Source organism: Streptomyces asoensis (assembly GCF_013085465.1).
Taxonomy (GTDB): Bacteria; Actinomycetota; Actinomycetes; order Streptomycetales; family Streptomycetaceae; genus Streptomyces; species Streptomyces cacaoi_A.
The window spans coordinates 3,077,988-3,090,303 of the sequence record NZ_CP049838.1 but is presented as its reverse complement, the minus strand read 5'-3'; the positions used below and the strand labels follow the sequence as shown (position 1 = coordinate 3,090,303).

Here is a 12,316-nt window from a genome sequence, read left to right as displayed (position 1 = left end):
CCGGACTCGCCGCGGTCCGGGAGCAGCCGGGCCGCGGCGAGGACGGGCCGTCCGGGCGGGCTCAGGTCCCGGAGATGGTGATGGCCAGGTCCGTGATGTTCAGGGGGAACTGGCCGATGGCCGTCGTGTCGCCGGTGAGAATGTCGACGCCGTAGAGCGACGGCGTGCTCGCGCCGTACGGCGTGAGCGTGGCGAAGGCGGCGTACGAGGTCGTCTTGCCGTTGGTCAGGTAGCTGAAGATGTCCAGGCCCGCGTTGAGGCCGGCGTCGAAGCCGAGCAGGCCGGTCGTGACGAGGTTGCCCTCGTTGGGCGGCGACTGGATGACGACCTGGTCGTTGAGCGTGTCGATGTCGATCAGGGTCGTCCCGGTGGACCCGACCAGGTCGTTGTTGGTGTACCCGGCGGCGGTCACGCCCTGCACCGCCGTGGTGGCCGGCGGGATGTTCAGGGCGGTGTCGGCGGCCGTGGTGTGGTCATTGAGGTTGTGCCGCAGGTTCTGGCCGTAGTCGCTGATCACCCGGAGCCGGTCGGCCGCCGGGTTGAAGTCGATGTCGAAGGTCGTGCCGTAGAGCGCGACCTGGAGCTGCGAGACCTTGGTGACGACGACGTCGGTGGTGGCCGGCGGGGTCTTGATCGTGTAGATGCCGCCCTTGTCACCGAGGCCGTACAGGAGGCCGTTCTGCACCCGGTGGTCGATCCCGAGCAGTTTGGTGTCCCCGCTGAGCCCGGTGACGAGCCGGACCCAGTCGAGCACCTGCGGCTTGTCGGTGGTGAACGTGGCCATCAGCGTGCCGTCCCCGGTGATCCCGAAGGCCCTCAGGCTGGGGACGGCGGTGGCGGCGGAGCCGGAGCCGGGCGCGCCGACCATGAGCGCGGTCGCCGCGGAGATCATGGCGACCGTCGCCGCCAATCTCTTTCTGGTCCCTGTTCTCACTGTTGTCTTCCTCCCGTTCGAAAGAACGTCATTTGCTCGCGCCGCAGCGGAGCGGAGCGGAATGGCGTGGAATGGCGTGGAATGGCAGTGGAATGGCAGCGCCATAGGGCGTCCTGTGCGTCGCTGAACAGCGAGGGAATGCGCCCCGTGGATGGCTGCGCGGTTCCCATTAAGCCCAGGCCGCAGCGGCCTCACAAGCGGTTCCGGCGACAAGTACGCCCTGATTCAGGAACTTTGCGCAGGGTGACAAACGCGACGTCGGCACATCCTTCATCAATTCACCCGGATTGATAAACGCCCGTCCGGTTTTCATCTGTCGACGCTCACGGCCGCGATGGCATGCTCACGCCCATGGGGAGTCTCTTCGGCGAGCTGGCCCGGCAGGCGACGGCCAACGCGCGTCGCGAGGTGGAGACTTATGTGCGCGAGATTCCGGAGCTCGGGTCCCTCGACGTGAACTCCCGGGCCAGGGCCGAGACGCTGGAGTACGCGGTGTGGTTCAGGCGCCGCACGGTCGAACTTGCCCCGGAGAACGACATGTTGACCGAGGACGATCTCGGCTACATCACGTCGATGGGTGCGTCACGCGCCGGGTCGGGGATGTCGCTGGAGTCGCGGCAGCGGGTGCTGCGCGTACACACCGCGCTCATGCTGCGCGAGATCAACGAGGCGACGGAAGCCCAGCGCGGCGGCCATGTCGAGGAACTCATGCGGATCATGAGCTGGTTCGCCCCGCAGGGCGAGCGCGGCATCGGCGCCTACCGCGAGGGCTTCGTGACGGTGATGCGGCGTCAGGTGCCCTACGTCGAACAAGCCGCCCTACTGGCACGGTCGTTGCTGGCGGAGGACCCCGCCGCGGAGGAGCTCGCCCTGGTCGCGGGCATGGAACTGGCCGACCACTACGCGGTGACGGTGATCCGGGTGCCGGACCGCCCCGCCGGCGATCGCGACCTGGAGAACGAGATCGAGGCGCTGGTGAAGAGGTACGGGGTGCCGGCCACCTGGTGCCCGGAGCGAGTTGGCGGAGGTGGAGGCGGGGGCGGGGGTGGTGAGCTGATCGTCCTGGTTCCCGGTGCCGCCGGCGCCGCACGGCTGCACGCCGCGCCCGCCCCGGGGCCCGACCTGGTCCCGGATCTCGTACCGGATCTCTTGCAGGACTTCGCCCAGGCTCTCGGCCGCCCCTGCGCCGCCGGCAGTACCGCCGCCGTACCGCTGTCCGAGCTCTCCGGCGCCCTCGACCGGGCCCGGCGGATCAGCAGGGCGGCCCCGCTGCGGCGGGCGTCGACGCGGCTGCGGCCGCACACCCTCGCGGACGTCTTCGTCGAACTCACGGTCGCGGACGTGCCGTTCGTCGACGAATGGCTCCGCACGGTGGCCCGGAGCCTGCGGCCTGGCCCGGACCTGCTCGTCACCCTCGACGCCTACTACCGCCACGACATGAACCGCGGCTCCGCGGCGACCGCCCTCAACGTCCACCCGCGCACCCTGGACTACCGCCTTCGCCGGGTGCGGGAGCTCACCGGCATCGACCCGGGATCGACGCACGGCGTGCGGGTCCTCAGCTCGGTCGTCACGCGGAGCCTGTCGCGCGCGTGGGGCTGAGCTGAACCGGGCGAGTACGGCGAGGGCGGGCCGGGTGTCGTGCGTGCCCCTTCGGGCACCGCTTCGTGCACCCGGGTTCTGCCCGCGCGTACCTGGCGTCGGGTGCGGGCGGACGCGTAGGCAGGGAGTGTCGAGATCGCCGTCGCCCTGGGAGTTTCCGTATGCACGCCCGAGACACCGTCGGCGCGACGTCCGAGCGCACCGGCACCCGCCGACCGCCGGTACCCGTTTCCGCGCAGCGGGCTCCCGCCGCGACCGCCGGTCCGGGCGCGCTGCTCGCCCTCCAGCGGTCCGCCGGCAACTCCGCGGTGGTGCAGCTGCTCCGCGACGCCGACCACGCGGGGCACCGGCACGATCCGGCGGGCGGTACCTGCGCCGACGAGATGGCGGCGGTCCAGCGTTCGGCCGTGCACGGTGTTCTGGGCGGGGCCGGACGGCCACTCGCGGAGCCGGTCCGGGCGGAGATGGAGGCGCGTCTGGGCGCGGACTTCTCCGACGTCCGCGTGCACGACGACTCGGCCGCCCGCGCCTCGGCCGTCGGCATCGGGGCCCGTGCCTACACCTCCGGCAGTCATGTGGTGATCGGCCCCGGCGGCGGCGACAAGCACACGCTCGCCCATGAGCTGACGCACGTCATCCAGCAGCGGCAGGGGCCGGTCGCGGGCACCGCCACCGCCGACGGGCTGAGCGTCAGCGACCCCTCCGACCGCTTCGAGCGGGCCGCGGAGGAGAACGCCCGTCGGGTCCTCGCCGGACCGGCGCCGGACACCGGGGCACGGCAGGGGACCGGTGAGGCCGCTGTCCGTACGCAATCCGCGACGGGGTCCGTGCAGCGGTTCGCCGACGTGGCCGTGCCGAAGCTGGGCACGCTGCGCATCTCGAACTCCGGCGCGTTCGCCATCTCCAACGGCCGTCCCTACATCTGGGTGCGGGAGGACGCGCTGGGCACCATCTCGCCCGCTCTGGTGGACGAGGGCAAGCAGACACAGATCGGCGACGCCACCTACCACCGCTACTCGCTGGGCGGCAAGGTCCTCAACCAGTGCCTCCATGTGGCCGAGGAGATCATCAACAACCGGGTCCGCGACCTGGAACACGGCACCGACGCCAGCCTGATCGACACGTACAGCAAGAAGCACGGCGAGCGGGCGGAGCACTTCGGTGCTCCGAGCGACGGGACCAACCGCCGGATGGCCAAGGAGTTCGTCCGCGCCCGGAACGAGGCGGCCGATCCCGGGGTGGGCCAGGCCTTCGTGATCGTCGCGCTGAAGCCGGGGGACCGGGAGATGAGCCAGTTCCACGCCGCCGCCGTGGTCGCCAGGGACGGCGACGACTGCGTCACCCTGGAGGCGTTCGCGGGCGCAACGGAGAGGCTGGAGCCCGCCGCCTCCCGGATGTACACCGTCAACGGAGGGGCGAACTCCTTCCACGGCTTCTGGACCGCCGACGAGATGTACTACCACGGGGTCAGCGCCACGACGGTCGTGATCCGGCCCGCCCTATAGGGACACCGTCCGGTAGCCGGCTGCCGGCTACCGCTCTCCTGGCTCAGGCCCGTGCCAGCCACAGGTCCGGGCCGAACACCTCGTAGTGCACGTCCGCCGGGGCGACCCCCTTCTCGATCAGCTGCGCCCGCACCGCCCGCATGAACGGCAGTGGACCGCACAGGTACGCGCGCGTGCCCGGCGCGACGGGGACGTCCGCGAGGTCGGCCAGGCCCGTCCGGGCGTGTGCCGGGGCCTCCCGCTCGTACCAGAGGTGCACGGACGCGTCCGGCAGCTTCGCCGCGTACGCCTCGTGGTCCGTGCGCAGCGCGTGGTCCGCGGGGGAGCGGTCGGCGTGGACGACCGTGACCGGCGCATCGTGGCCGGTGGCGGCGAGGTGGGCCAGCATCGCCACGATCGGGGTGACGCCGATACCGGCCGAGGCGAGGAGCAGCGGGGTGCCCACGGCGTCGTCGAGGACGAGGTCGCCGTACGGCTCGGAGAGCTCCAGCACGCTGCCCTCACGCACGCACGCGTGGAGGTGGTTCGAGACCTCGCCCTCCGGTGTCGTCGCCCCGCCGGGCACCCGCTTGACGCTGATCCGGCGTACGTCGGCCCCCGGCGCGCCGGAGAGGCTGTACTGCCGTATCTGGCGGGCGCCGTCGGACAGTTGGGCGCGGACGGACACGTACTGGCCCGCGCGGAAGTCCCGTACCGGGGCGCCGTCGACCGGGCGCAGGCCGAAGGTGACGACGTCCTCGGTCTCCCGGACGCGTTCCACGACCTCCCACTCGCGCCACGCGGCGCCCCCGCTCTCCTCGTACAGGCGGCGCTCGATCGCGATCAGCGCGTTCGCCATCAGCCAGTAGACCTCGTCCCAGGCCGCCGCGACCTCGGGGGTGACCGCCTCGCCCAGGACGTCGGCGATGGCGGCGAAGAGGTGCTCGTGGACGACCTTGTACTGCTCGGGCGCGATGCCGAGGGAGGCGTGCTTGTGGGCGATGCGGGTGAGCATCGCGTCGGGGCGGTCCTGTGGGCGGTCCTGCGGGCGGCTCTCGACGTGGTCGTGGTCCCGCGGGTGGTCCGGCGCGGGCTCGACGAGACGGGTGGCGAAGGCGGCTATGGACCCGGCCAGGGCCTGGCGCTGGGTGCCGGCCGCCTGGTTGCCGCGGTTGAACAGGTCGCGGAGGAGGTCCGGATGCGCCGCGAAGAGGCCGGCGTAGAAGCGCTCGGTGATCTCACCGATGGCCGCGCCCACGGCGGGGAGGGTGGCGCGGACGGTGGCAGTGGACTGTTCGGACAGCATCGGGGCTCCTCAAAGCTCACTCGGTGTTCTGCTGTCCGGCACGCTAGTTAAACTTGCATCTGAGATGCAAATTAAATGGGCGAGGAGGGACGGAGGGGGGTGGGGCATTACGGATGTCGGTGCGAGCAGGCAAGATGGTCAGCAGAGCAGTACACCCGCCGGACGTGAGGCAGTACATCTGCCGGACGTGAGGCGTTCAGGCCCGGGTCGCCGAGGCGATCATGGTCGGCAACGCGCATGAAATGGTGTTGTGGTGTGATGCTCGGGTGCCCGACCGCCTCTCCGTGGGACGGGAAACAGGCGGCCTGACCAGCAAGGATGGGGAAGCGGAAGATGGACAAGCAGCAGGAGTTCGTGCTCCGGACGTTGGAGGAGCGCGACATCCGGTTCGTACGGCTGTGGTTCACGGACGTGCTGGGCTTCCTCAAGTCCGTCGCCGTGGCCCCGGCCGAGCTGGAACAGGCCTTCGACGAGGGCATCGGCTTCGACGGCTCCGCGATCGAGGGCTTCGCCCGGGTCTACGAGTCCGACATGATCGCCAAGCCGGATCCGTCCACCTTCCAGGTACTGCCCTGGCGTGCGGAGGCCCCCGGTACCGCCCGGATGTTCTGCGACATCCTCATGCCGGACGGCTCCCCGTCCTTCGCCGACCCGAGGTACGTGCTGAAGCGCGCCCTGGCGCGCGCCTCCGACCTCGGCTTCACCTTCTACACCCACCCCGAGATCGAGTTCTTCCTGCTGAAGAACAAGCCGACCGACGGCTCCCGGCCGACCCCGGCCGACAACTCCGGCTACTTCGACCACACCCCGCAGAACGTGGGCATGGACTTCCGCCGCCAGGCGATCACCATGCTGGAGTCGATGGGCATCTCGGTCGAGTTCTCGCACCACGAGGGCGCCCCCGGCCAGCAGGAGATCGACCTGCGCTACGCCGACGCGCTCTCCACGGCCGACAACATCATGACGTTCCGCCTGGTCATGAAGCAGGTCGCGCTGGAGCAGGGGGTCCACGCGACCTTCATGCCGAAGCCGTTCTCTGAGCACCCCGGCAGCGGCATGCACACGCACCTCTCCCTTTTCGAGGGCGACCGCAACGCGTTCTACGAGTCGGGCGCGGAGTACCAGCTCTCCAAGGTCGGCCGGTCCTTCATCGCCGGTCTGCTGAAGCACGCCGCCGAGATCGCCGCCGTCACCAACCAGTGGGTCAACTCCTACAAGCGCATCTGGGGCGGCTCCGAGCGCACGGCCGGCGCGGGCGGCGAGGCGCCGTCGTACATCTGCTGGGGCCACAACAACCGCTCCGCGCTGGTCCGCGTGCCGATGTACAAGCCCGGCAAGACGGGCTCCGCGCGCATCGAGGTCCGCTCCCTCGACTCCGGCACCAACCCGTACCTGGCGTACGCCATGCTCCTCGCCGCCGGCCTCAAGGGCGTCGAGGAGGGCTACGAGCTTCCGCCGGGCGCCGAGGACGACGTCTGGGCCCTGTCCGACGCCGAGCGCCGCGCGATGGGCATCGAGCCCCTCCCGCAGAACCTCGGTGAGGCCCTGAGCCTGATGGAGCGCAGCGACCTCGTCGCCGAAACCCTCGGCGAACACGTCTTCGACTTCTTCCTGCGCAACAAGAAGGCGGAGTGGGAGGAGTACCGCAGCGAGGTCACCGCGTTCGAGCTGCGGAAGAACCTGCCGGTGCTGTAGGGAACGACCTGCGGGGCTGCTCGCCTCGGGATGCGCAAGGGCCGACGGTGATGTGACCGTCGGGACGGGGGCGGTCTCCACAGGGAGGCCGCCCCTGGCGTCGGGGGCCTGTACCGACGGGACCCGTACCGATCTGGCGCCGACAGGTCACTGACCGGGTCCGCCCCTGCCCGCTCCGGGTTCCCGCACCGGATCCGGGTCCGGGTTCGTCCGGGCTCCGGGCAGCAGGGGAGGCCCCGCGCCGCCGTTCGGCAGGGAGACAGGCGCGTGAGGGTCTTCACCGGATTCGGGAATGCTCTGCACCAGGGCCACCAGATTGCCGATGGCGGGCCCCAACTGTTCGCTGCGCCAGCGGAGCACTCCCTGGAGGCGCATGAGGGCTGAGGTCAACTCCCCGTCCGCCGCTCTCTCGGAGTTGTCGATCAGCAGTGCGAGATCTTCCTGGATCTCCTGGTCCCGAGGCAGGTCTGGGATTTCCGCCTTCTTTTCGCCGAGCGCGCGTGCGATGTAGACGAGCTGGTCGAGTCCCTGGTATTCACCGGCGCCTACCGCGTCCCGCCCCCATACGACGTAGCCGACCATCCAGGCTTGTAGAGAGAAAAGCCAGTACTTGGCCTGTCTGCGCGCCTCGATCTGTTTTTCGCCGAGGAACTGGATGCCCAACTGGCGAGCCACTCCGACACCGGCGGCCACCGCGAAGCTGGCGCCACCGAATTCCAGAGCGTCCTGAATGGGCTGGCTGAATCCCAGATAGCTGGTGACGAAGGTTCCGAGGCCTGCGGCGAAGGCGTTGACCCCGTCCTGCATGAGGCGGTACCGGGCTAGGCGGGCCTCGTCCGAGATGCCGTGCTGGATCTCGTTGGCCAGGTCGACACGGACGGCTTCCTGGCCTTCCGACATCCCGCGGGGTTCCAGTAGCAGTCCCTGGACGGCAGCGGCGAACCTGGCCCCGAACAGCGCTTCCCGTCGGGGAGTGCGTTCCAGACCGATCATGTCGAGGGCCTCGGCACCCTTCTCGCCGACCGCGGCCTTCGTCGCCCATAGGGTGCATCGGTTCAGGAATGTTGCGTTCGTGCCGTGGCGCCACTCCGGAAAGCGAATGCCCAGTACTACGTGCTCGCGCGTCGCACGCGTGGTGGCCCGTACGATGCCGCGGGTTCTTTCGCCGGGTACCGGAGTGTGATCGAGTTCGTCGCAAAGGATTCTGGCGGATTGTGCGACTTCCGGAGGCGTCGGTTCATCCCTTCTTTGTCCCGGATGAATCGCCTCGACAACGGCCCTGTATCGAATGTCTGTCAGAATCGCCCGCAGATGTACCATGCGCTGGATGGCGCGCATTCCGCGATAGGTGCTGGTCGCCGAACGACCTGCCTCCCCCAAGGTGACCATGCGGTAATTTTAGTCACATGCCAATACCTCTTGCCAAGTGATAAACGGTGACTGAATTTCTGTTCGAAATTGGTCACGAATCTATTTGTTCTGTCGAAAACGATCACGATCGGTGAGCGGGCCCCCGCTTGGCGCGCGAGTGGGCGGGGGCCGCTCGGGCAGCCACGTCGCGGCCGTTGCCGGGTGTGCGTCGGCCCGGGCGCCGTGGCTGCCGGTTACTTCTCGGCCTGCCCCGCCGACAGTTTCGCCAGGACCTGGTGGAGGGGTTCCGTTTCGCGGCGGCGGTACTCCTGGATCGCCCAGCCGTTGCCGTCGGGGTCCTTGAAGTACATGAAGGTCGCTCCGTCCTGCGGTGCGAACTGCTGGGGTTCGGTGACGTCCAGGCCGCGGGCGGTCAGTTCCTCGTACGCGGCCTTCGCGTCCGTCACGCAGAGCTGCATGCCGTGGTAGGTGCCCGGCTGCGGGGTTCCCGTCGGGACCTGGAGGCCGTCGACCAGGGCGATCGAACAGCCGGAGCCGGGCGGGGTGAGCTGGACGATGCGTACGCCCTCCATGACCTCGCCGTCGAGGTCGACGTGGAAGCCGACCTTGTCGCGGTAGAACTCCTTGGCCCGGTCCACGTCGGACACCGGCAGCAGGATCACTTCTAGGGTCATGTCCATGGCTTGACTCCCTTGACTCCATTGTCGCGGCCGTCGCTCTGCACCCAACCGAAGTCCCGCAGAACCCGCGCAGAACCCGAAGCTCCGCAGGACCCGAGGTACCACAGAACCCGAAACCGGGCCGGGGCGCCACCGAAAGGCGCGGGTTACGCTCAGGTGCGTACGACCTTGATCCGAGGGAGGGCCGGGGATGATGGCGCCGGGGCGCAGGAGCAGCACCTTCACACGGCTGCTGCGGCACGGCTTCACCGACCCGTCCGCCGCCGAGCGGCTCCTGGACGGTCCCGAGCTGTCGCCGGTGCGCAACGATCCCGTTCTGCTGGAGGCCCTCGGCGTCACCGCCGATCCCGATCTCGCCCTGCACGGTCTCGTCCGGCTGCTGGAGGCCCAGCCCGGGCCCACCGCCCGTCGGGAGCTGCTCGACACGCTGATAGCGGCCAAGCCGCTGCGCGACCGGCTGCTGGGGGTGCTGGGGGCGTCCGCCGCCCTCGCCGACCACCTCGCCCGGCATCCGCGGGACTGGGAGGCGCTGGTCACGTACGAGCCGCGGGATCTGCATCCCGGGGTGGAGGAGTTCGAGCGGGGTCTGGCCGGGGCCACGGATCCCGTGTCGCTGCGCGTCGCCTACCGGCGCTGCCTGCTGTCCATCGCGGCGCGTGACGTGTGCGGGACGACCGACCTCGCCGAGACCGCCGCCGAGCTCGCCGATCTGGCCACCGCCACGCTGCGGGCCGCCCTGGGCCTCGCCCGGGCGGCCGCGCCCGACGACGCCGCGTTGTGCCGGCTCGCCGTCATCGCGATGGGCAAGTGCGGCGGGCATGAGCTGAACTACGTGTCGGACGTCGACGTGATCTTCGTGGGGGAGGCCGTCGAGGGGGCCGACGAGGGCAAGGCGCTGCGGGCCGCCGCCAAACTGGCGTCGCACCTGATGCGGATCTGCTCCGAGACCACCGTGGAGGGGTCCATCTGGCCCGTCGACGCCAATCTGCGGCCCGAGGGGCGCAACGGACCGCTGGTGCGGACGCTGTCCAGCCATCTCGCCTACTACCAGCGGTGGGCCAAGACCTGGGAGTTCCAGGCCCTGCTGAAGGCGCGGCCGGTGGCCGGCGACCTGGCACTCGGGGCCGAGTACGTCGCCGCGGTCGAGCCCCTGGTGTGGCAGGCCGCCGAGCGGGAGAACTTCGTCGTCGACGTGCAGAAGATGCGGCGGCGGGTCGTCGAGAACATCCCGGTCGCCGAGGTCGAGCGTGAACTGAAACTCGGACCCGGGGGGCTGCGGGACGTCGAGTTCGCCGTGCAGCTGTTGCAGCTGGTGCACGGGCGGGCCGACGCGTCGTTGCGGAGCGGCACCACGCTCGACGCCCTCCAGGCGCTCGCCGCGGGGGGATACGTCGGGCGCGCCGACGCCGAACAACTGGACGTCGCGTACCGGTTCCTGCGGTCCATGGAGCATCGGATCCAGCTCTACCGGCTGCGGCGGACCCATCTGGTCCCGGAGGCCGAGACCGACCTGCGGCGGCTGGGCCGCTCACTCGGACTGCGCACCGACCCGGTCGCCGAGCTCGGCCAGGAGTGGAAGCGGCACGCCGCCGTGGTGCGTCGGCTGCACGAGAAGCTGTTCTACCGGCCGCTGCTCGACGCCGTCGCCCAACTCGCCCCCGGTGAGACCCGGTTGAGCCCGAAGGCGGCCCGGGAGCGGCTGGTCGCGCTCGGGTACGCCGACCCCGCGTCCGCGCTGCGCCACCTGGAGGCGCTGGCCTCCGGCGTCACGCGCAAGGCGGCCATCCAGCGCACCCTGCTGCCGGTTCTGCTCGGCTGGTTCGCGGATTCCGCCGACCCGGACGCGGGCCTGCTCAACTTCCGCAAGGTGTCGGACGCGCTCGGCAAGACACCCTGGTACCTGCGGTTGCTGCGGGACGAGGGCGCCGCGGCGGAGAACCTCGCCCGGGTGCTGTCCGCCGGCCGGCTCGCCCCCGATCTGCTGATGCGGGCGCCGGAGGCGGTGGCGCTGCTCGGCGACGGGGACGGCGGGGGGCTCGAGCCGCGCGGGCGGGCCCATTTGGAGCAGGAGATACTCGCCGCGGTGCGACGGGCCGACGGCGTGGTGCAGGCGGTGACCGCGGCGCGTGGGGTCCGTCGGCGTGAGCTGTTCCGCACGTCCGCCGCCGACATCGTCGCCTCCTACGGCACGGAGGCGCAGCCGGTCGAGGCGGATCAGGGCGCCCTCGTGGACCTGGTGGGCGGGGCCGTGTCGGACATCACGGCCGCCACGCTGGCCGGTACTCTGCGCGCGGTCGTGCGGGACGGCTGGGGCGACACACTCCCGACGTCCTTCACCGTCATCGGTATGGGCCGCTTCGGCGGTCATGAACTGGGCTACGGCTCCGACGCCGACGTCCTGTTCGTGCACGAGCCCCGGGACGGCGTCGACGAGCGCGAGGCCGCGGACGCCGCGAACAAGGTCGTCTCCGAGATGCGCCGACTGCTCCAGATCTCCAGTGCCGATCCGCCGCTGCTCATCGACGCCGACCTGCGTCCGGAGGGCAAGTCCGGGCCGCTCGTGCGCACGTTGAAGTCGTACGAGGCCTACTACCGGCGCTGGTCGCTCGGTTGGGAGTCGCAGGCGCTGCTGCGGGCCGAAGTCGTCGCGGGAGAGGAGGAGTTGGGGCGTCGGTTCATCGAGCTGATCGACCCCCTGCGGTATCCGGCGGACGGGCTCGGCGAGGAGGCCGTGCGGGAGATCCGGCGGCTGAAGGCCCGCATGGAGTCGGAGCGCCTGCCCCGGGGCGCCGATCCGAAGCTGCACACCAAGCTCGGGCCGGGCGGCCTGTCCGACGTCGAGTGGACCGTGCAGTTGGTCCAGCTGCGGCACGGTTCGACGCATCCGGGGCTGCGCACCACGCGCACCCGTGAGGCCCTCGCCGCCGCGCGCGACGCCGGCCTCATCCCGGACGAGGACGCGGCGACGCTGGACGAGGCGTGGGTGCTGGCGACCCGGGTGCGCAACGCGGTGATGCTGGTGCGCGGACGGGCCGGGGACACCTTCCCGTCCGACCCCCGGGAACTGGTCGCCGTGGGGCGGTACTTGGGGTACGGGCCCGGACGGGTGGGCGACATGCTCGACGACTACCGGCGGACCGCGCGCCGGGCGCGGGGCGTGGTCGACGAGCTGTTCTACAGCGGCTAGGACCTGTCGTGATCGCCGTCGGCATGCACGGCATGCACGGCATGCACGGCATGCACG

At 70.5% G+C, this 12,316-nt stretch carries 8 protein-coding genes; 4 read left to right on the top strand and 4 right to left on the bottom strand.

Annotation, left to right across the window (positions count from 1 at the left end; translation table 11 throughout):
* Positions 1–61 precede the first annotated feature (61 nt).
* Positions 62–892, bottom strand: a complete 831-nt coding sequence (locus G9272_RS13845) for a DUF4394 domain-containing protein (protein ID WP_171401972.1) — start codon at positions 890–892, stop codon at positions 62–64.
* A 393-nt stretch (positions 893–1,285) separates the two neighbouring features.
* Between G9272_RS13845 and G9272_RS13840 the strand changes: the two genes are divergently transcribed.
* Entirely contained in the window at positions 1,286–2,536 is a 1,251-nt protein-coding gene (locus G9272_RS13840; protein ID WP_171396865.1) for a PucR family transcriptional regulator, read from the top strand.
* A 161-nt stretch (positions 2,537–2,697) separates the two neighbouring features.
* Positions 2,698–4,041, top strand: a complete 1,344-nt coding sequence (locus G9272_RS13835; protein WP_171396864.1) for an eCIS core domain-containing protein — start codon at positions 2,698–2,700, stop codon at positions 4,039–4,041.
* Between the two features lie 43 nt (positions 4,042–4,084).
* Here the strand turns inward: G9272_RS13835 and G9272_RS13830 are convergent, their stop codons facing one another.
* A complete protein-coding gene (locus tag G9272_RS13830; RefSeq protein WP_171396863.1) occupies positions 4,085–5,326 on the bottom strand; it encodes a globin domain-containing protein in 1,242 nt (413 codons plus the stop codon).
* Positions 5,327–5,659: 333 nt separating this feature from the next.
* Here G9272_RS13830 and G9272_RS13825 point away from each other — a divergent pair, with 333 nt between their 5' ends.
* On the top strand, positions 5,660–7,021 hold the full coding sequence (locus G9272_RS13825; RefSeq protein WP_171396862.1) for a glutamine synthetase family protein: 1,362 nt from the start codon (positions 5,660–5,662) through the stop codon (positions 7,019–7,021).
* A gap of 147 nt (positions 7,022–7,168) precedes the next feature.
* Here the strand turns inward: G9272_RS13825 and G9272_RS13820 are convergent, their stop codons facing one another.
* Entirely contained in the window at positions 7,169–8,410 is a 1,242-nt protein-coding gene (locus G9272_RS13820) for a hypothetical protein (RefSeq protein WP_159051357.1), read from the bottom strand.
* A gap of 215 nt (positions 8,411–8,625) precedes the next feature.
* Positions 8,626–9,072, bottom strand: a complete 447-nt coding sequence (locus G9272_RS13815) for a VOC family protein (RefSeq protein WP_171396861.1) — start codon at positions 9,070–9,072, stop codon at positions 8,626–8,628.
* Positions 9,073–9,262: 190 nt separating this feature from the next.
* Here G9272_RS13815 and G9272_RS13810 point away from each other — a divergent pair, with 190 nt between their 5' ends.
* Entirely contained in the window at positions 9,263–12,259 is a 2,997-nt protein-coding gene (locus G9272_RS13810; protein WP_171396860.1) for a bifunctional [glutamine synthetase] adenylyltransferase/[glutamine synthetase]-adenylyl-L-tyrosine phosphorylase, read from the top strand.
* The last annotated feature ends 57 nt before the right edge of the window (positions 12,260–12,316 follow it).

What these genes read in the sequence shown, in the direction of transcription:
- G9272_RS13845 (WP_171401972.1), bottom strand. Translation starts at nt 892, where the DNA reads ATGATCTCCGCGGCGACCGCGCTCATGGTCGGCGCGCCCGGCTCCGGC.
- G9272_RS13840 (WP_171396865.1), top strand. Translation starts at nt 1,286, where the DNA reads ATGGGGAGTCTCTTCGGCGAGCTGGCCCGGCAGGCGACGGCCAACGCG.
- G9272_RS13835 (WP_171396864.1), top strand. Translation starts at nt 2,698, where the DNA reads ATGCACGCCCGAGACACCGTCGGCGCGACGTCCGAGCGCACCGGCACC.
- G9272_RS13830 (WP_171396863.1), bottom strand. Translation starts at nt 5,326, where the DNA reads ATGCTGTCCGAACAGTCCACTGCCACCGTCCGCGCCACCCTCCCCGCC.
- G9272_RS13825 (WP_171396862.1), top strand. Translation starts at nt 5,660, where the DNA reads ATGGACAAGCAGCAGGAGTTCGTGCTCCGGACGTTGGAGGAGCGCGAC.
- G9272_RS13820 (WP_159051357.1), bottom strand. Translation starts at nt 8,410, where the DNA reads ATGGTCACCTTGGGGGAGGCAGGTCGTTCGGCGACCAGCACCTATCGC.
- G9272_RS13815 (WP_171396861.1), bottom strand. Translation starts at nt 9,072, where the DNA reads ATGGACATGACCCTAGAAGTGATCCTGCTGCCGGTGTCCGACGTGGAC.
- G9272_RS13810 (WP_171396860.1), top strand. Translation starts at nt 9,263, where the DNA reads ATGATGGCGCCGGGGCGCAGGAGCAGCACCTTCACACGGCTGCTGCGG.